Genomic DNA, 21,544 nt, shown 5'->3' with positions numbered 1-21,544 from the left:
TAATTAAAATAAACTATCAAAAATGTAATATTTCTGTAATGTAAATCAATTGTTGAAAAAATCTACCTAATATAAAATAAAAATATATTTTTCGTGTTGTTTGTTGGATTTAGAGCAATTAGATTTATTAAATATAAGGGAGATGGTAAAATGAAATTTTCAAAAGGAAAAGTTATAGCAGCAGTTTTAGGAATATTAGTTATTGTAGGTGGTGTATCTGTATATAAATCATTAATTAATGATTATCCATACAGACTTATATATATATCAGAAGAAGGCAATAAAAAGGAAAAATCACAAGAAGAAGCAATAAATGAAGCATTGAAAGGTTCAAATGCAAAAGAGACTAACTTTGATATGCTTAAAGTAGATGACAAAGGAACTGTAGTTATCAAGCAAACAGAATATAATAAATTAGCTAAAGATAAAAGTCTTAAAGTGGTTGACCTTTCTGGTGATGAAGCCATGATTATACCTAGATATGATGGGATAAAGAATTTATCATATTTAAACAAGCAAAAAGAAGTAAAGGAATTTAAAGCAAAGGATATTGATATAAAAATAAAAGGTGTTCTTAATAAGAAAATCTTAATAACTGGACTTTTTAAGAATCAGTTTGTTGTAAGTGATAAAACTTATGAAAAATTATCTAAGGATAGTAAAATACTAAAAGTAAATGGTTATGATTATGAAAGCAATAAAAATATACAAAATAATGTGACTAGATTATTTAAAAATAAGCTATTTTCAATTAGTAATGATGACAGATTATATTACTTAATTGGAAAAGATGCTTATGCAGAATAATAGTTTTAAAATTAATTAAAGAATTAGCTGATCTATTGTAAAGATAGTAATAATACATTGATGTACTATTACTATCTTTTTTATTTAAGTGTACTAATAATGGGTATATAAAGGAAATACTATTTAAGGATATTTAATTATTGAATAAAAGGAGAAATATAATGAGCAGAAAAATAATCTTTAACTTAGCTATGAGTATAGATGGATATATAAGCGATGAAGATGGTGGATTTGATTGGATTGTGGGAGAGGATAATAATTCACTGGATACTAAAGGACAATTTGAGTTTAATAAATTTTTAGAAACTTGCGATACAATAGTGATGGGAAGAAAGTCTTATGAAGATATACCTAGAGAAACTTTTGATGAATTTTCAGATAAAAAAATTTACTTAGTTACCAATAAGAAACTTAATATAAATAAAGATAATGTGGAGATTATAAATGGAGATATTGTTGGAAAAATACTTAACCTAAAAAAAGAAGAAGGAAAGAATATATGGATATTTGGTGGTGCAATTTTAGCAGATACATTCATAAAATCTGATGTTATAGATGAGTACATAATCGGTATAATTCCTTGTATATTAGGTAAGGGAAGAAAGTTATTTTTGGAAAATAATCCAACTATAAATTTACATTTAAAAAATTATAGTTTCTCAGGTGGAATTGCAGTATTAACTTATACAAAAAGATAGAATTATATTAAAAAATGATATTTGTATAAACCTACACTAAAATGGAATAATAAATTTAAAATGAAAAATAATATTATTTATAAATATAAGGAGTATGGATATGATTTTAGATAAGGAAAAATATATAAAAGTTAGAGCAGCTCAGGCACAAGGAGCTAGAACGGTACAAGATGTTAAGGTCATGACAGATATAGTTATAGAAAATGATGAAGAATATAGAGAAATTGATAGGGTAGTACAAAATGTTTGTAAATGCCAAAATGTATCTGTAAATGAAGTTGTAGCAGCGGTTAAAAGTGGTGCACAAACAGTAGAACAAGTTATGGAAGAGACTAAAGCAGGAACTGGTTGTGGTAGATGTAAAGGAATAATAGAAAATATATTAAAAAATAAAAAATAATTGTATTAAAAAAGCCTTAGTAAATTGAAAACAATTACTAAGGCTTTTTATATGTAAAATATACATAAATTTAAAGAGTAATCTAAATTATATATTGACAATGAAAATATATATTATAAAATATAAATAGTAAAATAAATATGATCGGATGAGAATAATCTTAGACATTACTTAAATGTAAGGCCGAAGAAGCAAAAAAAAGAATTTATCTTAATCTTTTTTGAAACTGACAGGCAAAAGGAAGATTATTTGACGAAGCTTTGGAGAGAACGGATACCGTCGCCTACGTGGCTATAACCAACTGGCAAAAGGACAGAGTAATAAGATACTTAATTTTAGTATGCTTATTATTCTGTCCTTTTTTGCTTTTGAAAAATCATATTTATGTATAAATGTATATTTATAAATTTAAATAAGGGAGATATAAATTATTATGAGAATGATGTTAGTAGGATCAGGAGCAGTAGGAGAATCAATACTAAAAATACTGCAAAGTAGAGAAAATTATAGAGAATGGTTAGAATTTGTTTTAGTTGCGGATTATAATTTAGATAGAGCTAAAGAAGTAATAGAAAATTTAAAGGAAAAAGAAAATTATAAGGCAGTTCAAGTTGATGCTAAAAATAAAAATGAGATGATTGAATTAATTAAAGAGTATAATATAGATTTTGTAATGGATTCTGCGGCTCCATTTGTAAGTAATCAAATATTTGATGCTGCTTATGAGGGTGGAGCAAGTTATGGTAGTATGGGAACATGGTCAGTACCTATGGATAATCCTAAATTTGGTATAGGAATAGAAAATAGCTATATAGAGCCTATGACCAAGTACAACTTTGATAGGCATGAAAACTGGAAGAATAAAAATCAAATGGCTTGTATATGCATGGGTATAGACCCAGGTGTAGTAAATGTATTTGCAAAATATGCTGCAGAGTATGAATTTGATGAACTACATGAAGTGCATGTAAAAGATGGTGGAAACTTAGAAATACCAGGTGCCAAAGAAAATGATATAACTTTTGGATTTAATGTATGGACTATTTTAGATGAAGTTATGAATCCTAATGTGGAGTATAATAAAGACAAGGGTGGATTTATAGTGGAAGATGCTTTTAGTGGAGAAGAAACATTTATAATGCCTGAAGGTGTTGGAGAAAATAATTTGATAAAAGTAGAACATGAAGAAGTAGTTACTATGCAAAGATATTTAGGTAAATATGGTCTTAAAAAAGCTACTTTTAAAATAGCTTTAGACCCATCTTTAGTAAATGCTTTAAAAGTAATAGATTCATTAGGTCTTAGAAGTATACACCCTGTTGATGTGGGTGGAGTAAAAGTAGTGCCAAGGGATGTAGTTGCAGCATGTGCTCCGCAACCAAAAGAGATAGGTGATGAAATGATAGGCATGATGCTTGTTGGAGTTCATTGTATAGGTATAAAAGATGGAAAGAAAAAAGAAATTTTTATATATCAACCATTTGAAAATAAACAATCAATAAAAGATTGGGGCATGCAAGCAGTAGTAGCTCAAACAGGATTTGGTGCAGCTCTTACTATAGAACTTATTGCTAGGGGAATATGGAAGGGAGAAGGAGTATTTTCACCAGAGTATTTTAATCCAATTCCATACTTAGATTTAATGAAAGAAACAGGATTTAGATACGAAATAATAAATATGTAAATTAAAAAACTACAGTTTCTCATGTTAATATATATCAATAAAATTTATATTTACTCAAACTTTATAGAAAATATCAATTTCAATAAATATTTTTTATATGTTACTCTTATAATTGAATTAAGTTAAATTAAGACAAAAGAGGAGAGAAAATGAGTATAAAAATCGATATTATTTCAGGATTTTTAGGTGCTGGAAAAACAACTTTTTTAAATGAGTTTGTTAAAAATACAGATGAAAAAATTGCTATTATTGAGAATGAATTTGGGGATATGTCTATAGATAGTGATTTAATAAAGGGAGATTTTATAATAAAAGAATTACCATCAGGATGTATATGTTGCAGTTTAATAGGTAACTTTAAAGAAGCAATATTATCCCTAATTGAAGAAACTAGTTTAGATAGAATTATAATAGAACCTTCTGGAGTTGCCATGTTATCAGACATAATTAAACTGTGCCAAGATATATGTAAGTATTCAAAGAAAGAAATGATAATCAATAATGTAATAACAATAGTAGATTTATGCAATTTTTATGAGTATGAAGATAATTTTGGAGATTTTTATTTAAATCAAATTAAAAATGCAAACATTATACTACTTAGTCATTTTGAAGGAGTGAACAAAAATGAGCTTGAACCTATTATATGGAAACTTAGTGACTATAATGAGCAAGCCTATATAATAGAAGAAGATTGGTATTTAAAAAGAGAATTAAACTTAAAACATTATATTGAAGCTTTAGAAATAAATAGAGTTGTTATAAAAGAAAATTTAAATGATACAACTAGAATTAAGAAGTTATTGAAATCTACTACAATAGATAAACCTAAGGTTTTTACAGAAGAAGAATTAAAAGAAGTATTAGAATTACTAAATGATAAAAAACAGGGATATGTATTAAGGGGAAAAGGAATAATTCAAATTGAAAATGGTAAAACTGTTCATTTTGACTTTACTCCAAGGAATTATTCTTATGAATATATGAATAAAATATGTAAGACCAAAGTAGTCATAATAGGACTGCTATTAAATACAAAATTATTAAAAGAATTATTTTTAAATGAGAATTAAAATAATTATAAAAAATAAGGAGCTGTGGTACAAGTATTAAAAGTTGTTGTACTACAGCCCTTTTTAGGATTATTATTTATTTAAATCAGCTAAGTCTTTTGCTATATTAGCAGCAACTTTAGCATTGTTGTAAACAAGTTCTATATTAGAGGCAAGAGATTTTCCTTCAGTTATAGTTTTTACTTTATCTAATAAGAAAGGTGTAACTTGCTTTCCACCTATATGTTTCTCTTCAGCTTCTTTTAAAGCAGATTCTATGGCATTAGTTATGGTATCATAATCCATTTCAAATTCTTTAGGTATTGGATTAGCTATAACCATACCGCCTTTTAGATTTAAGTCCCACTTAGCTTTTAAAGCTTCAGCTACTTCCACAGAAGAGTCTACTCTGTAGTCAACACCAAATCCTGATTTTCTAGTGTAGAAAGCAGGCATTTCTTCAGTTCCAAACCCTACTACTGGAACACCGTGAGTTTCTAAGTATTCTAAAGTTAAACCAATATCTAATATAGACTTAGCTCCAGCACATATAACAGCAACATTAGTATTAGCTAATTCTTCTAAGTCAGCAGATATATCCATAGTAGTTTCGCCACCTCTATGAACTCCACCTATTCCACCAGTAGCAAACACTTTAACACCAGCAAGATCTGCAAGTATCATAGTAGTAGCAACAGTAGTAGCTCCAGTTAATTTTTTAGATATTATAAATGGTAAGTCTCTTCTAGAAGCTTTAACTACATTTTTGCTTGTAGCTAATAATTCTATTTCTTCTTTAGTTAAACCAACTTTTAAAACTCCATCTAGTATAGCTATAGTTGCAGGAACTGCACCATTTTCTCTTATTATATTTTCAACAGTACTAGCCATTTCAACGTTTTGTGGGTATGGCATACCATGAGATATTATTGTAGATTCTAAAGCAACAACTGGTCTTCCTTCCTTAACGGCTGCTTCAACTTCTGGATGTATTTGTAAATATTTTTTTAACATTATATTAACTCCTTTATTGTTTTATTTATTAAATCCTCGCTTAAATTAGGATTGATTGTATCTTTATGAGATAGTGCTAAAATTGATGCTCCAACAGAGAACTTTGCAGTTTGCTCTATATCAAGATCATTCATAAACCCATAAACTATACCGGACATAAAAGCATCTCCAGCTCCAGTGGCATTTATTATATCAATTTTTATACCAGGTATGTGAAGTGTTTTTTCTTTGTTAGCACAATACACACCATCACTACTTAGTGTTATAAATACACTTTTAACACCTTTTTCTATAAAGTATTCACAAGATTTTTTAGCATTATCTAAATTTTCTATTTTAATTCCAGATAATGTTTCTGCTTCATATTTGTTTAATTTGATTCCTTCGAACCTATTAAGTATATCTTTTATTTTTATACATTTAGAAGTAGAAACAGTATCTACGAAAATTGGTAAATGACTGTGATTTCTTGTGATAAAATCTATAGTTTCCTTAGATAAATTAGTATCTAAAACTATGGCCTTGGAGTCATCTATTGATTTATGTTTTGAATGAATGAAAGTTTCATCCAGTTTTTCAATGATGTCCATATGACTTATGGCAAGTTGCATATCTTTTGAGTGGTTTAATATAGAAACATAAATTGAAGTAGAGTATTCATCTGATACAAAACAATCATTCACATCTATATTTAGATTTTTACACTCAGAAAGAATAGTATTTCCATATAAGTCATTTCCTATAGCTGAAATAAGTTTAGTATTAACATTTAGTCTACTTAAATTTTCTGCTATATTTCTGCCAACTCCACCCATAGATATATCAACCCTACCAGGATTAGAGTCATGCATTATTAGAGGATTATTTGGAAAACCTTGAATATCCATATTTGATCCACCAATAACTGTAACGTAATTTTCTTTTCTTAAAATGTAACCTTTGCCTAAAATCTGTCCTTTTTTCATTAAATTAGTTATATGAACAGCCACAGAAGCACGAGATATATTTAACATATCTGCCAGTTCTTGTTGTGAAATCATAGGATTACTTTTTAGGATTTGTAAAATTTCTTTTTCTCTATAAGTCATTTAATCACCTAAAATTAATATTTGTTTATGTGCATAAACATTTGTTGAGGATATAATAACATCATTTATTATAAAATACAATATTATTTTTGCGATATTGAATAAATAGTATGTATTAAATAAGAAAAATGATGAATGTGATACATTAATTTGGTATTTAATGTAAATAAATAAAACTAGACTTATAAAAGATTATGTATACTGTTTAAAAAAACTATATATGTATTTTCAAAGGAAATTAAGAATATTTATAATATAGAAGATATTTTACAAATAGGAGGTAGTATATGGATAAAAAAGAAAGAAATGAAGTGATAATATGAGTAGTAAAAAAATAGAACAATTTGAAATAGAAAATAAAGAAATAAGAATAGAAAGTACTCATTTAGAGAGGCGGTTTAATTCCCAAGAAACTTGCTACAAAACTAGTGAGCTGAATCTTAAATTAATAGATAAATATGGTAGAGAGTATAGTGATAATAATAAAATTATAGAGAAAGTAAAAAGGCTTATAAAAATAGGTAAGATTATAGCAATTAAAGGATTAGAAGGGTTTTACTTAGTTTGTGATGGAACAAATCACAAAGCCATAGCAAATTTGAGAAAAAGAAAAAATATAAAATCAAAATCTTTATCATTGATGATGAAAGATATTGATGAAGTTAAAAATCATTGTTATCTTAATGAAAAAGAAAAAAGTCTGCTAAATAGGAGCGATAATCCTATTGTTATTCTAAAAAAGAAAAACAATAACCTACCTAATAATATTTCCTTTAATAAAAATTCTTTAGGAGTGATGTTACCATATACAACTATTTATAGTATGTTATTTGATGATGAACTTAAAACACTAGTAATTACAAGTGGTAATATAAGCAGTATGCCTATGGTATATGAAAATAAAGATGCTTTGGAAACTTTAAAAAATGTTGCAGATTTTTTTGTGGTTCATAATAAGGAAATTGATGTACCAAGAGAAGAATCTGTATTAAAAGTACTTTTAAATGAAGAGAGAATAACAAGAGTTGGAAGAGGGTATGATTTTATTAATTTAAAAGATACTTATGTAACCAAAGCAAATGTTAATCATAATCACGCTCATATAGTAAGTTGTATGTTTGAAAATAATATAACAGAAAAAGTTATAGGATTGTGTTTTGATGGAACTGGCTGTGAGGAAGATAGAAATTTATGGGGTAGTGAGTTTTTAATTTGTGACAATAAAAATTTTAAAAAAGTAGGTCATTTAAAATATATGAAAATGGCTGGAGGAGACAATGCGACTAAAGCGCCTTGGAAGATGGCAGTAAGTTTACTTGAATCATGGTCAAGTAATAAACTAAATTTTCCTGTGGAAGAGCTAATAAGTAATTTAAGTATAAATAATCTTTTTAGTTATATTAAATATAAAAATTATAATACCATACTATACATGATTAAAAATAATGTTAATACACCTATTACTTCTTCTATGGAAAGATTATTTGATGGAATAAGTGCATTTTTAAATTTTCAAAATAAAATTTCTTATGATGGAGAAGCTTGTGTTGAGTTGGAAAATTTGGCGAAGAAATCTATGAATACAAAGGATTACTACAAATTTGAAATTAACTATGAAAATAATCAATTTGTAGTGGACACAGATTATATAGTAGAAGAAGTATTCAAAGACGTCATAAATAATATAAATCCATGTATTATAGCTATGAAATTTCACAACACAATAGTAGAATTTTCTTTCAGAATATGTCTGTACTTAAGAAAATTATATGACTTAAATATAGTTGCCTTAAGTGGAGGAGTATTTGAAAATGAAATAATATTTACAAGATTATATGAAAAATTAAATAATAATAACTTTCAAATATTAACTCATAAGATTCTTCCATGTAATGATTCTAACTTATTAATAGGGCGATTAATAATAAACATTAATAAAGGATAACAATTATTTATATTGTGAGATGAAATTAACCCCTCAGCTTATTTTTTCAGTTATAATGTAAATATATGCATATTTATCAAAGGGGGAATATATATGGAAAAGGAAATAGTATATAGAAGGTCTAGAAAAGATATATTAATGTATTTACTTTTAGTAATAATTGCTGATCTAGGTTGTGCCTATATGATGTTGTGTAGCTCTTATATATTAGGAATTATATCTTTGATTGTATTTGGAGCAGCAACGCTTTATTTAATTAAGTCACTAATTGTACCTAGTGCAATTCTCAATGTTAATAAAGAAGGAATTAAAACAAAGTATACAAAGGGAAAATATATATCTTGGAATGAAATATCTGAAATTTATATTGATAAAGACTCATACAAAGACAGACCAGTAGATGTACTGGCAATAAAGCTTAAAAAAGAAGATGAGGAAGTTAAAAATATAAAATTCCCACAGCCTAAAAATAAGGTAAGAGGAGACTACAATGTAAATCTTCAGTATTCTGATGGTAAATTGGAAGATGCATATACACAAATAAGAGATTTTTATAGAAATAATATAAAATAAATTAAAGCCAAGGATTTTTCCTTGGCTTTTATGTTAATATTTCAAATTGCTTAATAAGCTTTGAGTATTCAAATCCTTTCGAAGTTAAAAAGTACTCTACTCTTGGAGGATATTCATAAAAATATTTTTTATGAATTAAATTATCACTTTCTAATTCTTTTAATTTTTCACACAGTACTTTATGGCTTACTTGGCCAATGGATCTTTGTAAGGCAGTAAATCTTTTTTTGCCAGTTGATAGATTATAAAGTATTGAAGATTTGTATTTGCCCCTTATAGGATGAAAATTATTTTCCATGTTGACTGTATCATGATGACTATTCATTTTAACTCTCCTTTAACTAATTGTTTATATATATTTTACACAGAAAACAAAATATAATACTTACTAAAAGGTAACTATCCCAGAAAAAAATAAATAAAAAAATACAATGTAAATTTTAGTAAAAAATAAACACCAAGTTATTTAACTTGGCGTTTATTTTTCAACATATATTATATACATCATTTGTAAAGATATCTCCTATACTGCTATACTATCTACATCCACATAGCTACGTAGAGATCTTACACATTCCCAACCTTTTATAGTTAAGAAATATTTTATTTCTGCAGGATATGAATAGTTAACACTCTTGTATATTAAACCTATTTCTTCTAGTTGTTGTAATTTGAAATTTATTAAATCAAAACTCAAACCTACCATTAATTTTTGAAGGCTAAATAGAGTTTTTCCTCCAGATTGTAAATTGCACATTGTAATAGTCTTACATTCACATCTAATTGGATCGAATCCTATAACTTGTTTACAAACTTTATTTTCTTCTCTTTCACTTTTCAAAGTAATCACCTTTCTTTTTGGAATATTATTATTTTATTTAACTATATTAGCAATAAACTTTATTTATTACTTTAAATATAGTATATACAAAAATGATAAGAAAAGCTACTAATTTTCAGAAAATTTTGAAAAGTAATTTATTAACGATTTTACTTACTTTGTATGCCGAATACAGTCATGGCATTTATAATATGTAATTCCATGGCAACCTTGGCACCCTCAGCATTTCTATCCTTTATAAAGTCCATAATCATTTTATGATCCCTAAGAGTTAATTCATTTATCTTATGAAATTCTTTAGATAAATTAACACCTTTGTTAATAGCTTCATTAATTATTGGCATTAAATCTTTGATAAAAGCATTGTGGCTAGCTTTTGCAATGGCGTTATGAAAATATAACTCATCTTCACTTCTATCTTCATTATTTAAAATTTTCTCTTCAACATTTTTACCATAATGTAATATGTTCTCAACATCTTTCTCAGTAGCTCTTTTAGTGGCATAATAAACAGCCATAGGTTCTATTATAAGTCGAAGTTCAAGTAAATCTTTTAAATCAGAAACTGTATTACTTAGTTTGCTAAGATTATGATTATCTATATTATCATTAAGAATATAAGTTCCCTTACCTCGCTTTATTTCTAGAATATTTTCTGTTACAAGGATTCTAATAGCTTCTCTTAGAGTGGTTCTACTAACATTTAATTCATCTGATAATAAATTTTCGTTGGGTAACTTATCTCCAATTTTGTATTCTTTTTTTACTATTATTTTTTCTTTTAAATCATCAGCAATTTGCAAAGATAATGAAGGTTCTTTCCTTTTCATGTAATCCTCCTAAAAGTATATTTAAAAATTTAATTGACATTATACATATGTAGAACTAATATTATGTTATACAACGTTTAAAGTTGTCAGACAACTGTGTAATAGATAATAATATTATAACATACTTAATTGCAAAATGAATTGTTTGAAAATTTAGAATATAAAAATGACAGGGGGAAATAAAATGAAAAGTGATAATGTGAGAAAAGGCATGCAGCAAGGACCACATCGTTCTTTATTTAATGCATTAGGTCATACAGAAGAGGAAATGAATAAACCTTTAGTTGGGATAGTAAGTACATATAATGAAATAGTACCAGGGCATATGAATCTGGATAAAATAGTAGATGCAGTAAAACTAGGCGTTGCCATGGCAGGCGGAACTCCTGTTGTATTTCCAGCAATAGCAGTATGTGATGGAATAGCCATGGGCCATGAGGGAATGAAATACTCACTTGCAACTAGGGAGCTTATAGCAGACTCAACAGAATCAATGGCGCTTGCTCATCAACTTGATGCATTAGTTATGGTTCCAAACTGTGATAAAAATGTACCAGGGCTTTTAATGGCAGCTGCAAGAGTAAATGTTCCCACAGTATTTGTAAGTGGAGGACCTATGCTCGCAGGTCGTGTTAAAGGAGAAAAAAGGAGTTTATCATCCATGTTTGAAGCCATAGGAGCTTTTGCTGCAGGAAATATGACTGAAGAAGAAGTAACTGAATTTGAAAATAAAGTATGTCCAACATGTGGGTCTTGTTCTGGAATGTACACAGCAAACTCAATGAACTGTTTAACAGAAGCTATAGGTATGGGATTAAAAGGAAATGGTACAATACCAGCAGTATATTCAGAGAGAATAAAACTTGCTAAACATGCTGGTATGAAAGTTATGGAACTTTATGAAAAAGACATAAGACCAAAAGACATATTAACTAAAAAAGCATTTATGAATGCATTAACTGTGGATATGGCTCTAGGGTGTTCTACCAACTCAATGCTTCATTTACCAGCCATAGCACATGAAGCGGGGATAAAATTAACATTAGACTTAGCAAATGAGGTAAGTGAGAAAACTCCTAATCTTTGTCATTTAGCACCAGCAGGATATACATATATGGAAGATTTAAATGAAGCAGGTGGAGTATATGCTGTGATGAATGAACTAGACAAAAAGGGGTTACTATATGCAGATTTAATAACTGCTACTGGAAAAACTATTGCTGAAAACATAGCAGGATGTGAAAATAAAGATCAAGAAACTATAAGAACGATTGAAAATCCATATAGTGAAACAGGAGGACTTGCAGCTCTTAAAGGAAATCTTGCACCAAATGGATCTATAGTTAAAAGATCAGCAGTTTGTGATAAAATGCTAGTACATGTTGGTCCAGCTAGAGTGTTTGACTGTGAAGAAGATGCCGTAGCCGCAATAAAAGGTGGAAAAATAGTAGCAGGTGACGTGGTTGTAATAAGATATGAGGGTCCAAAAGGTGGCCCTGGAATGAGAGAAATGTTAAATCCAACTTCAGCCATAGCAGGTATGGGACTAGGAGAAAGTGTTGCTCTTATAACTGATGGACGCTTTTCAGGAGCATCTAGAGGAGCATCTATAGGCCATGTTTCACCAGAAGCAGCAGTTGGAGGGCCTATAGCCTTAGTTAAAGAAGGGGATTTAATAAGAATAAATATAAATGAAAAAACTTTAGAGATGCTAGTATCTGAAGAAGAACTAGAAAAAAGAAGAAAAGCTTGGACTCCAAGAGAACCGAAGATAACTACTGGTTATTTAGGTAGGTATAGTAAAATGGTTACTTCTGGAGATAGAGGGGCAGTATTGGAGTTTTAATACAGACTTAAAAAATTTTAAGGGCAGAGATAAATGGAAACATTAGAAAAAGTAAGTAAATCTGTTGGAAAGTATATGGCAATTATCGTACTTATAGTAGCTGCAGTAGCTTTGTTTGTCCTACTTCTCTTAGTTGGATACAAACTTCTTGGATTAACTACTTATTAATGATAGTAATGTTTGGCATGGGACTTGCCACTACATCTTTCCCTAATTTAGCTATGGCTACTGTACCTGGAGCTATATTTAGTGTATGGCACAATATTTCAGGAGCAATAATAGCAAATATATTTGCTAATATGAGGGATACAGATAAAAGGGTAAATAGTGAAAAAGAAGTTCTTCAGAGTATGGAAAGTTTTGAGATGGTATTATCTGTAGATGGTAACACTTATGTATGTAGAGATAATTAAATAAAAATTTTATAATTAAGATATTTTGAAATGAATCTTGCAAAACATTTCAGGGTATCTTATTTTTTATTTCAAAAAATGCAGGAAAACTGTTTTCCTTAATCTTTTGTTGAATAAATTGCAACATGATAATTAAATTATGCAAAAACATGTTGTAATTTGATGAAAAATATCTTATAATTAATTTAAATGAATGAAGCGTGAATGAATTATGCATTTTTCGCATTAATAAAACAAGAAATAAAATTTGAATATTATTGGAGGAAAAAATATAATGGAATTATTAAACAATTTAGTATTAAGCTTTAATGACTTCTTATGGTCAAAAGTTCTTATAGTAATGTTAATTACATTAGGACTTTACTTTACTTTTAGGACGAAGTTTGTACAATTTAGATATTTCGGAGAAATGTTTAGACTTTTAGGTGATGGAGTAAAGGGAGAAAAGAAAGAAGGGGCAGTTTCATCATTCCAAGCTTTCTGTATATCAACAGCATCTCGTGTTGGTACTGGTAATATAGCAGGTATTGCAATGGCAGTTGTTGCTGGAGGACCTGGATCAGTATTTTGGATGTGGCTAATAGCTCTTATTGGTTCAGCATCAAGTTTTGTGGAAAGTACATTAGCACAGATATTTAAGATAAAAGATGGTGAAGCATTTAGAGGAGGACCTGCATATTACATAGAGCAAGGTCTTGGAAGTAAAAAAATGGGAATGTTATTCTCAATTCTTATAACAATATGTTTTGGATTTGTGTTTAATGCAGTTCAATCAAACACAATAACAGCTGCATTTAACAATGCTTTTGGAATAGATAAATTTGTAATAGGTATAGTTATTGCTATACTAACAGCGTTGGTAATATTTGGTGGTGTTCACAGGGTTGCAAAAGTTACTGAAATAATAGTGCCAGTATTGGCAGTTATGTATATATTAGTTGCATTATTTGTTGTGTCTATTAATATAACAGAAATACCAGGAATAATAGTAACTATATTTGAAAGTGCTTTTGGATTTAGAGAAATGGCAGTGGGCTCAATGAGTGGTATGATATTAGTTGGTATAAAAAGAGGTTTATTTTCAAATGAAGCAGGTATGGGTTCTGCTCCAAATGCTGCGGCAACTGCAGATACAACTCATCCAGTTAAACAAGGTTTAATCCAAAGTTTAGGTGTATTTACAGATACTATAGTAATTTGTTCATGTACTGCATTTATTGTACTGTTATACCCTGATTATTCAACAGCAGGACTTGATGGAATACAATTAACTCAGGCAGCTTTAAGTTCTCACATAGGATCAATAGGATATGTATTTTTAGCAATATGTATATTACTATTTGCGTTCAGTTCTATAGTTGGAAACTACTACTATGGACAATCAAATATAGAATTTATGAGTAATAACAAAACAGTGTTAAATGTATTTAGAGCATTAGTTGTTGGTATGGTTTTATTTGGTTCAGTGGCAACTGTAGAAATAGTTTGGAATTTAGCAGACGTATTTATGGGGTTAATGGCAATAATAAACTTAGTGGCTATAGCTTTACTTGGTAAATATGCATTTATAGCTTTACAAGATTACACAGCTCAAAAGAAAGCTGGAATAAAAGAACCTGTATTTGATGCTTCTAACATAAAAGGATTAGAAAACATTGAACATTGGAGAGACGATAAAGAAGAAAAAGCCATATAATATAGAATAAATAAATTTGGAGGGTGTATCAAAAAATGATACACCCTTTTAAATTAGAAAAATAACATGATTTTTAACTAAAGTGCTAATTTTAAATTAGTGCTTTTTAACTATTAGAAACTTGAATTATTACTTTTTTTACCATAAAATATTAATGGTAAAAAATACTTAATAAATCGAAGGGGAATAGGATGAATAAAAAAACAAAAAAAATACTCTTTCTAACTATATGTTTTGTAATGATTTTATCAAAAATAAATATTTTTGCATATGCAAATAATAGAACAATTAAAGTTGGACTATACTTATATGAACCGTATTATTATAAGGATAAGAATAATAATATAACTGGATATTATCATGATTTGCTAGAGATTTTGTGCAAAGATGCTAATATGAAATATGAATATGTAAATGTTAGGATGGATAATGCTGTAGAAAAATTAAAAAACAATGAAATTGATATATTATTAGGTGTGCATTATAGAGAAGAGAGAGCAAAAAAGCTATATTACTCAGTTAATAATATATCTTTGAATAACCAAAGCTTGTATACAAAAGATCAGAGTGTTGCTTATGGAGATGTAAATTATTTAAATGGAAAGAGATTAGCATACATTAAAGGTGATATAGCTGCTAACTGGATAAATAATGCATTTAAAGTAAAAAATATAAAACTGGATTTAGTAGAAGCTAAAAGTCTAGATGAATGTGTTGACATGATTGAAACTGATAGAGCGGATGTAACATCTTTACCAAATGGAAATAGTGTAAATAATAATTATAATAATATATTTAACTATTCATCCGGTATTGTTTATATTGCCGGAAATGAAAATAGTAAAGACATTGTAAAAAAGTTTGATGAAATTATTAATGAAAAATATAAGTCAAAATATTATAGTAAATTATTATCTTCATACAACAAGTATTTTAGAAAAGAAATTATAGAAATTAATTTAATAAGTTTATTTTGTGTGATATTATTAGTACTTATTATATTATATAAGGTTATATATCCTGTTATTAAAAAAATAACACTGAGGAGAAAGATAAGAGAAAATAAAGAAAAAAATAATTTTACCTTATATTATCAACCAATAGTTAATCCTAACAATAATGAAGTAGTTGGATTTGAAAGTTTATTAAGGTTAAAAGATAAAAATAATAAAATATTACTGCCTTCATGTTTCTTAAAAGATATAGAAACAGCAGGTATGTTTTTTGAGATGACATTATGGGTTTTAGAAAGAGCGATTCATGATTATAAAATAATAAGTAATTATAAATGCTATAAAAATAAAAATTTTTATATATCTATTAATTTATCATTTGAAGAATTAGAAAATGAAGATTTTATAAACCGAATAATAAAAATAGCAGATAAAAACAAAATTAATAAGGGAAGTATTTGTTTAGAAATTTTGGAAAGTATTCATATTAAAGACTTAGAGGGTATAAAGTCTACCATAGAAATCTTAAAAAATAATGGATTTAAAATTGCTATAGATGATTTTGGAATAGAATATGCAAATTTAAATATGCTAGAAATTGTAGCATTTGATATTATTAAACTAGACAAATACTTTGCTGATAATATATCAAAATCTAAAATCAACAATGAAGTAATAAAATTTTTGTCTAATATAACACTATTAACAAATAAATACTTTATTATTGAGGGTGTTGAAGAAAAATACCAAATTGATGAAATAAAAAATATACATCACAATAATTTATATATTCAAGGATACTTTTACTCTAAGCCATTACCTCTTAAAAAATTAGAAAAATTCACTGTAAAATTATAATAAACTGAAATTAAATATACATATGGATATGTATAAATGAATTTAAATTAAAAGTTTTGACTATGTACTGGGATGATATTTCATTCCAGTGTTTTTATTTTAATCAATTAATTTTATGAATTTTTTCATTTTATATATTCATATTTAAAGTAATCATTTTTTAAAAAAAGGAAAGCTAAGATTTCTATAGTTCATTTTATCTTAAGATATTGCAGACTATTATTAATTAAATAATTAAATTTTTGACAATTTGAATATTGAATATCTGTTAAAATTTGAATAGTTAGAAAAGTAATATTTAATATTGGAAATAATTAGAATATAGAGAAAATATTTGCTATTGCGAAAATATTTTTTTTGTTGAAATTTGAAAATGATGTTGTTAGAATTTAGACAAATAATAAAAGTAAGTGAAAACAGATATATGTTTAATTTAGTAAATCATTTATCATAATTATATTCATAATATAAAATATTTTGGAGGGATGTATAATGAAATTAAACTACAAGTTAAAAAATGGATGGGAAATTGTAAGAGAAAACAATAATTATGAAAATGTTTTCCAATACTCAAAAGAGTATATGCAATTTCTAGATCGTGGTAAAACAGAAAGAAAATGTGTAAAAGAAATTGTAAATATGGCGAAGGAAAGAGGTTATATATCTTTGGAAAAGGCAATGTCAAGCAAAGAAATAAAGCCTGGACAAAAAATATATGCAATTAATAGAGATAAAGGAGTAGCACTATTTGTAATAGGTGAAAAAAATATATCAGAAGGTATTAAAATTATTGGAAGTCACCTTGATTCTCCCAGACTTGACTTAAAACAAAATCCTCTTTATGAAGAGTCTGATTTAGCAATGTTAAAAACTCATTATTATGGTGGTATTAAAAAATATCAATGGGTTACAATTCCTTTAGCAATGTACGGAGTTGTAATATTAAAAGATAATACATCTATGGAAATATCTATTGGTGATGGAGATAATGATCCAGTATTTTGCATAACTGACTTACTACCTCATTTATCAGCAGATCAAAACTCTAAAAAAATGAGTGATGGTATAGGAGGAGAAGATTTAAACGTATTATGCGGAAATATGCCTGATGAAAATGAAGAGTCTGATAAAGTAAAATACACAATTTTAAAATTATTAAATGAAAAATACGGAATGGATGAAGAAGACTTCCTTAGTGCAGAAATTGAAATAGTACCTGCTGGGTTTGCTAAAGATTTAGGAATAGACAGATCTATGATAATTTCGTATGGTCATGACGATAGAGTTTGTTCTTTTGCAGGAATAAAAGCCATATTTGATATAGAAAATCCAGAGTATACAGCATCTGTAATTTGTGTTGATAAAGAAGAAATAGGGTCTGAAGGTAATACGGGAATGAAATCAAAGTTCTTTGAAAATGTGGTATCTGAGCTTATAAACTTACAAGAAGATTACTGTGAATTAAAGGTGAAAAGAGCATTTTATAATTCTAAAGTATTATCAGCAGATGTTACAGCTGGATATGACCCAAACTTTGCATCAGTATATGACAAGAACAACTCATGTCAAATAGGTAGCGGTGTTGTACTTACTAAATATACAGGAGCTAGAGGAAAAGCAGGAAGTAATGATGCTAATGCTGAGTTTGTGTCTGAAATTAGAAATATATTTAATAAAGGAAATATAGCATGGCAAACTGCAGAACTTGGAAAAGTAGACCAAGGAGGCGGGGGAACTATAGCATTTATTTTAGCTAATTATGGAGCTCAAGTTATTGATTGTGGTGTAGGGGTGTTAAGTATGCATGCTCCTTATGAAGTAATTTCAAAAGTGGATATTTATGAAATGTATAGAGGCTACAAAGAATTTATAAAATAAATTACAAATTTTAAGGGGGACTTAATATGTCGAATGAAAGTAGCAATGCAAAAAAACTTACACTAGTATCCTTAATACTTATGATTTTCACATCAGTGTTTGGCTTTACAAATATGCCAAGAGCATTCTTTTTAATGGGATATTCTGCAATACCTTGGTATGTATTTAGTGCAGTTTTGTTCTTTATTCCATATGCTTTTATGATGTCAGAGTATGGTGCTGCATTTAAACATGAATCAGGTGGAATGTATTCTTGGATGGAAAAATCAGTAGGTGGTAAATATGCATTTATTGGAACATTTATGTGGTACGCATCTTACATAATATGGATGGTTAATGTGGGTTCAGGATTATGGGTGCCATTATCAAATGCCATATTTGGAAGTGATATGACATCTACTTGGTCATTATTTGGATTAACTTCAGTTCAAACTTTAGGAGTGCTAGGAATAGCATGGATAATATTAGTTACATTTGTTGGAAGTAAAGGTTTGGATAAAATAAGTAAAATCACTTCTATTGGTGGAACAGCAGTTACTTTATTAAACTTAGTTTTATTACTTGGTGGTATATGTGTTTTTGCCGCAAATGGAGGTCTAGCAGAACCTATAAATAATGTGGCTCAAGCATTTACAAAATCTCCAAGTCCTGATTATCAATCAATGACTGGTATATTCTCATTCTTAACTTTTGCAATATTTGCATTTGGAGGTTTAGAAGTAGTTGGAGGTTTGGTTGACCAAACTGAAAATGCAGAAAGGACATTCCCAAAAGGTGTTATGATTTCTGCAATAATAATATCAGTAGGATATGCAATAGGTATATTTGCATGTGGTATGTTTACAAATTGGAATACCATATTAAATTCGGATAATGTGCATTTAGGAAATGTTGCATATGTATTAATGAAAAACTTAGGTTACCAAATTGGTATGGGATTTGGAACTAGTGAAGCTGTAGCATTAAGTATAGGGTCTTGGACAGCTAGATTAGTGGGATTATCAATGTTCTTAGCATTAACTGGAGCATTCTTTACATTAACTTATTCACCTTTAAAAACATTAATACAAGGATCTCCAAAAGAAATTTGGCCTGGAAAAATTGGTGAATTAAAAGATGGTATGCCAGTATATGCAATGAAAGTTCAAGCTGCAATAGTAATAATTATTATAGCTATAGTATCATTTGGAGGAAAGAGCGCATCAGCTTTCTTTAATATATTAGCTTTAATGACAAACGTTGCAATGACAATTCCGTATATGTTCTTATCTTTAGCATTTATAAAGTTTAAGAAAAAACAGTTAAATGGAGAAATTGAAAGTCCTTTTATGATATACAAAACACAAACATCAGCAACAATATTTGCAATAATAGTAACTTTTATAGTAGGTTTTGCAAATGTATTTACAGTAATACAACCAACTATACAATCATCTGATGGGTTAGTAAGCACAATAACAATGATAGCAGGACCTTTAGCGTTTACTTTAATAGCATATTTATTATATGGAAGTTATGAGAAAAAACAAAAAAGAATTAGTAATAATAAAGATGCAATGTAGATAAATACACTATAAAAAGTCACAGGCTTATTTAATAAGCCTGTGACTTTTTTATTAGCTTTAGCTTGCGCTTTCTTTAGCAAAGTTGACTTTGAGTTTTTCAATACGATTATCGTCAACTTCAACTACTTCCAGCTCATAATTTTCTATATTTAAAATAATATTTTCTTCATTACTAGGAATCTTATTTATAGTTGAAATAATATAACCATTTATTGTATCGCAATCTTCACACTTAATATGTGTGTCAAAAATATTATTAAAATCTAAGAGAGACATGTTACCTTTAATTTCAAAGCTACCATGGCCAAGACTTTTAACTTTATCATTATCTATGTCATACTCATCTTCAATGTCACCAACTATTTCTTCTATGACATCTTCCATTGTGACTATACCAGAAAAACCACCATACTCATCAATTAAAATAGCCATATGGTTTTTGCTTTGTTTTAACAATAAAAACAGTTCATCAATTTTCTTCGTTTCTGGTACAAAGGAAGGTGAGTGTAATAAACTTTTCAAATTAAGATTATCAAAATTACAGTTTACTAAATGTGATATTAAATCTTTAATGTAAAGTATTCCAATTATATTATCTATAGAATCCTTATATACAGGAATTCTTGAATATTTGCAACTAAGAATGGTGTTAAGTTTTGTATTAATATCATCATCTATATCAATTAATACAGTATCTGTTCTGGAGGTCATAATTTCTTTAGACATCTTATCAGAAAAATCAAAGACCTTATCTATTATTTCTTTTTCCATAATATTAATTGTTCCATTTTTTTCAGATTGTGTAATTAATAGTTTTATTTCTTCTGTGCTAATATTGTTTTCGTCTTCTACATCATCATTATGTGTTAGCTTTAGTATAGTTTTAGTAGATAATGACAATATTTTTATGAAAGGTTTGGAAATTTTAGATACAAAATAAATAGGTTTTACTGAAGCTAAGGCGATTTTTTCGCATTTTTGTAAAGCAATTCTTTTAGGTACTAGTTCACCAAATACTAATGTTAAAAATGAAAGTACTATTGTTATCAATATCATGGAAAATTCCTTGATATATGGAATGTTGTATGGTGCTAGGAAATTAAATAACCTAACTGATAGTGTAGTTGCAGCAGATGCACTTGAGAAAAACCCAGCCAAAGTAATTCCTATTTGTATAGTAGATAAGAAATTACTTGGATCATCTAACAATTTCCTTAAAAGGATGGCTTTTTTATTATTCTCTTCACATAGAGAATTAATTTTGTGCTTGTTAACTGATACAAATGCCATTTCCGCAGCTGCGAAAAAACCATTAATCAGTGTAAGAATTAGTATTAAAAATAATTGAGGAATAATACTCCTCGAGAGGTCATCAAGACTACTCATTATCAAACTCCTCCTAA

20 protein-coding genes and 1 riboswitch are annotated in these 21,544 nt (G+C 28.0%); of the genes, 14 read left to right on the top strand and 6 right to left on the bottom strand.

Annotation, left to right across the window (positions count from 1 at the left end; genetic code table 11):
- The first annotated feature begins 150 nt into the window (after window positions 1–150).
- The 5 genes from TEGL_RS11270 (at window position 151) to TEGL_RS11250 (ending at window position 4,662) form a co-directional block, all read left to right on the top strand.
- On the top strand, window positions 151–807 hold the full coding sequence (locus TEGL_RS11270) for a hypothetical protein (RefSeq protein WP_018590639.1): 657 nt from the start codon (window positions 151–153) through the stop codon (window positions 805–807).
- 161 nt (window positions 808–968) lie between these two features.
- Complete coding sequence (locus TEGL_RS11265) at window positions 969–1,505, top strand: dihydrofolate reductase family protein (protein ID WP_018590640.1); 537 nt, start codon at window positions 969–971, stop codon at window positions 1,503–1,505.
- 100 nt (window positions 1,506–1,605) lie between these two features.
- On the top strand, window positions 1,606–1,905 hold the full coding sequence (locus TEGL_RS11260; RefSeq protein WP_018590641.1) for a (2Fe-2S)-binding protein: 300 nt from the start codon (window positions 1,606–1,608) through the stop codon (window positions 1,903–1,905).
- 148 nt (window positions 1,906–2,053) lie between these two features.
- Window positions 2,054–2,160, top strand: a riboswitch (glycine riboswitch).
- A gap of 178 nt (window positions 2,161–2,338) precedes the next feature.
- The gene (locus TEGL_RS11255) at window positions 2,339–3,589 is read left to right on the top strand and encodes a saccharopine dehydrogenase family protein (RefSeq protein WP_018590642.1); all 1,251 of its coding nucleotides are present in this window, start codon (window positions 2,339–2,341) and stop codon (window positions 3,587–3,589) included.
- 149 nt (window positions 3,590–3,738) lie between these two features.
- The gene (locus tag TEGL_RS11250) at window positions 3,739–4,662 is read left to right on the top strand and encodes a GTP-binding protein (RefSeq protein ID WP_018590643.1); all 924 of its coding nucleotides are present in this window, start codon (window positions 3,739–3,741) and stop codon (window positions 4,660–4,662) included.
- 72 nt (window positions 4,663–4,734) lie between these two features.
- Here the strand turns inward: TEGL_RS11250 and TEGL_RS11245 are convergent, their stop codons facing one another.
- Window positions 4,735–5,655: a pseudouridine-5'-phosphate glycosidase gene (locus TEGL_RS11245; RefSeq protein WP_018590644.1), complete on the bottom strand. Its 921-nt coding sequence runs from the start codon at window positions 5,653–5,655 to the stop codon at window positions 4,735–4,737.
- Window positions 5,655–6,743, bottom strand: a complete 1,089-nt coding sequence (locus TEGL_RS11240; RefSeq protein ID WP_018590645.1) for a PfkB family carbohydrate kinase — start codon at window positions 6,741–6,743, stop codon at window positions 5,655–5,657. Before TEGL_RS11240 ends, TEGL_RS11245 begins: the two co-directional genes overlap by 1 nt.
- 319 nt (window positions 6,744–7,062) lie before the next feature.
- On the opposite strand from TEGL_RS11240, the gene TEGL_RS11235 reads away from it, so the two are divergent.
- Both TEGL_RS11235 and TEGL_RS11230 read left to right on the top strand, forming a co-directional pair.
- Complete coding sequence (locus tag TEGL_RS11235) at window positions 7,063–8,688, top strand: Sua5/YciO/YrdC/YwlC family protein (RefSeq protein ID WP_018590646.1); 1,626 nt, start codon at window positions 7,063–7,065, stop codon at window positions 8,686–8,688.
- Between the two features lie 93 nt (window positions 8,689–8,781).
- Window positions 8,782–9,261 (top strand): STM3941 family protein, encoded by a 480-nt coding sequence (locus TEGL_RS11230; protein ID WP_018590647.1) that lies wholly within the window; start codon window positions 8,782–8,784, stop codon window positions 9,259–9,261.
- 28 nt (window positions 9,262–9,289) lie between these two features.
- On the opposite strand, the gene TEGL_RS11225 is transcribed toward TEGL_RS11230, so the two are convergent.
- From TEGL_RS11225 to TEGL_RS11215, 3 genes are all read right to left on the bottom strand, one after another.
- Window positions 9,290–9,586 carry a winged helix-turn-helix transcriptional regulator gene (locus TEGL_RS11225; protein ID WP_018590648.1) on the bottom strand — a complete coding sequence of 99 codons (297 nt, stop codon included), beginning with the start codon at window positions 9,584–9,586 and terminating at the stop codon, window positions 9,290–9,292.
- A 198-nt stretch (window positions 9,587–9,784) separates the two neighbouring features.
- Window positions 9,785–10,102 (bottom strand): winged helix-turn-helix transcriptional regulator, encoded by a 318-nt coding sequence (locus TEGL_RS11220; protein ID WP_018590649.1) that lies wholly within the window; start codon window positions 10,100–10,102, stop codon window positions 9,785–9,787.
- A gap of 149 nt (window positions 10,103–10,251) precedes the next feature.
- A complete protein-coding gene (locus tag TEGL_RS11215; protein ID WP_018590650.1) occupies window positions 10,252–10,932 on the bottom strand; it encodes a FadR/GntR family transcriptional regulator in 681 nt (226 codons plus the stop codon).
- Between the two features lie 184 nt (window positions 10,933–11,116).
- Between TEGL_RS11215 and ilvD the strand changes: the two genes are divergently transcribed.
- The 7 genes from ilvD to yjeM all read left to right on the top strand — a co-directional run bounded on the left by ilvD (window position 11,117) and on the right by yjeM (window position 20,138).
- Entirely contained in the window at window positions 11,117–12,778 is a 1,662-nt protein-coding gene (gene ilvD, locus TEGL_RS11210) for a dihydroxy-acid dehydratase (RefSeq protein WP_018590651.1), read from the top strand.
- A gap of 33 nt (window positions 12,779–12,811) precedes the next feature.
- Complete coding sequence (locus TEGL_RS11205; protein ID WP_018590652.1) at window positions 12,812–12,946, top strand: hypothetical protein; 135 nt, start codon at window positions 12,812–12,814, stop codon at window positions 12,944–12,946.
- Window positions 12,946–13,191, top strand: coding sequence for a hypothetical protein (locus TEGL_RS11200; protein WP_018590653.1), 246 nt, complete (start codon window positions 12,946–12,948; stop codon window positions 13,189–13,191). Before TEGL_RS11205 ends, TEGL_RS11200 begins: the two co-directional genes overlap by 1 nt.
- Window positions 13,192–13,465: 274 nt before the next feature.
- Window positions 13,466–14,887, top strand: coding sequence for an alanine/glycine:cation symporter family protein (locus TEGL_RS11195; RefSeq protein WP_018590654.1), 1,422 nt, complete (start codon window positions 13,466–13,468; stop codon window positions 14,885–14,887).
- Window positions 14,888–15,078: 191 nt separating this feature from the next.
- Window positions 15,079–16,698, top strand: a complete 1,620-nt coding sequence (locus tag TEGL_RS11190; RefSeq protein WP_018590655.1) for an EAL domain-containing protein — start codon at window positions 15,079–15,081, stop codon at window positions 16,696–16,698.
- A 492-nt stretch (window positions 16,699–17,190) separates the two neighbouring features.
- Window positions 17,191–18,576, top strand: coding sequence for an aminopeptidase (locus tag TEGL_RS11185; protein ID WP_018590656.1), 1,386 nt, complete (start codon window positions 17,191–17,193; stop codon window positions 18,574–18,576).
- A 26-nt stretch (window positions 18,577–18,602) separates the two neighbouring features.
- Window positions 18,603–20,138 (top strand): glutamate/gamma-aminobutyrate family transporter YjeM, encoded by a 1,536-nt coding sequence (gene yjeM, locus TEGL_RS11180; protein ID WP_018590657.1) that lies wholly within the window; start codon window positions 18,603–18,605, stop codon window positions 20,136–20,138.
- A 60-nt stretch (window positions 20,139–20,198) separates the two neighbouring features.
- Here yjeM and TEGL_RS11175 read toward each other — a convergent pair whose 3' ends face one another.
- Entirely contained in the window at window positions 20,199–21,527 is a 1,329-nt protein-coding gene (locus TEGL_RS11175; RefSeq protein WP_018590658.1) for a hemolysin family protein, read from the bottom strand.
- Window positions 21,528–21,544: the final 17 nt, after the last annotated feature.

This window comes from Terrisporobacter glycolicus ATCC 14880 = DSM 1288, from assembly GCF_036812735.1.
GTDB classification, from domain to species: Bacteria; Bacillota; Clostridia; order Peptostreptococcales; family Peptostreptococcaceae; genus Terrisporobacter; species Terrisporobacter glycolicus.
The sequence above is the reverse complement of the archived record's forward strand: the minus strand, read 5'-3'. Positions and strand labels throughout refer to the sequence as shown.

What these genes read in the sequence shown, in the direction of transcription:
- TEGL_RS11270 (WP_018590639.1), top strand. Translation starts at nt 151, where the DNA reads ATGAAATTTTCAAAAGGAAAAGTTATAGCAGCAGTTTTAGGAATATTA.
- TEGL_RS11265 (WP_018590640.1), top strand. Translation starts at nt 969, where the DNA reads ATGAGCAGAAAAATAATCTTTAACTTAGCTATGAGTATAGATGGATAT.
- TEGL_RS11260 (WP_018590641.1), top strand. Translation starts at nt 1,606, where the DNA reads ATGATTTTAGATAAGGAAAAATATATAAAAGTTAGAGCAGCTCAGGCA.
- TEGL_RS11255 (WP_018590642.1), top strand. Translation starts at nt 2,339, where the DNA reads ATGAGAATGATGTTAGTAGGATCAGGAGCAGTAGGAGAATCAATACTA.
- TEGL_RS11250 (WP_018590643.1), top strand. Translation starts at nt 3,739, where the DNA reads ATGAGTATAAAAATCGATATTATTTCAGGATTTTTAGGTGCTGGAAAA.
- TEGL_RS11245 (WP_018590644.1), bottom strand. Translation starts at nt 5,655, where the DNA reads ATGTTAAAAAAATATTTACAAATACATCCAGAAGTTGAAGCAGCCGTT.
- TEGL_RS11240 (WP_018590645.1), bottom strand. Translation starts at nt 6,743, where the DNA reads ATGACTTATAGAGAAAAAGAAATTTTACAAATCCTAAAAAGTAATCCT.
- TEGL_RS11235 (WP_018590646.1), top strand. Translation starts at nt 7,063, where the DNA reads ATGAGTAGTAAAAAAATAGAACAATTTGAAATAGAAAATAAAGAAATA.
- TEGL_RS11230 (WP_018590647.1), top strand. Translation starts at nt 8,782, where the DNA reads ATGGAAAAGGAAATAGTATATAGAAGGTCTAGAAAAGATATATTAATG.
- TEGL_RS11225 (WP_018590648.1), bottom strand. Translation starts at nt 9,586, where the DNA reads ATGAATAGTCATCATGATACAGTCAACATGGAAAATAATTTTCATCCT.
- TEGL_RS11215 (WP_018590650.1), bottom strand. Translation starts at nt 10,932, where the DNA reads ATGAAAAGGAAAGAACCTTCATTATCTTTGCAAATTGCTGATGATTTA.
- ilvD (WP_018590651.1), top strand. Translation starts at nt 11,117, where the DNA reads ATGAAAAGTGATAATGTGAGAAAAGGCATGCAGCAAGGACCACATCGT.
- TEGL_RS11205 (WP_018590652.1), top strand. Translation starts at nt 12,812, where the DNA reads ATGGAAACATTAGAAAAAGTAAGTAAATCTGTTGGAAAGTATATGGCA.
- TEGL_RS11200 (WP_018590653.1), top strand. Translation starts at nt 12,946, where the DNA reads ATGATAGTAATGTTTGGCATGGGACTTGCCACTACATCTTTCCCTAAT.
- TEGL_RS11195 (WP_018590654.1), top strand. Translation starts at nt 13,466, where the DNA reads ATGGAATTATTAAACAATTTAGTATTAAGCTTTAATGACTTCTTATGG.
- TEGL_RS11190 (WP_018590655.1), top strand. Translation starts at nt 15,079, where the DNA reads ATGAATAAAAAAACAAAAAAAATACTCTTTCTAACTATATGTTTTGTA.
- TEGL_RS11185 (WP_018590656.1), top strand. Translation starts at nt 17,191, where the DNA reads ATGAAATTAAACTACAAGTTAAAAAATGGATGGGAAATTGTAAGAGAA.
- yjeM (WP_018590657.1), top strand. Translation starts at nt 18,603, where the DNA reads ATGTCGAATGAAAGTAGCAATGCAAAAAAACTTACACTAGTATCCTTA.
- TEGL_RS11175 (WP_018590658.1), bottom strand. Translation starts at nt 21,527, where the DNA reads ATGAGTAGTCTTGATGACCTCTCGAGGAGTATTATTCCTCAATTATTT.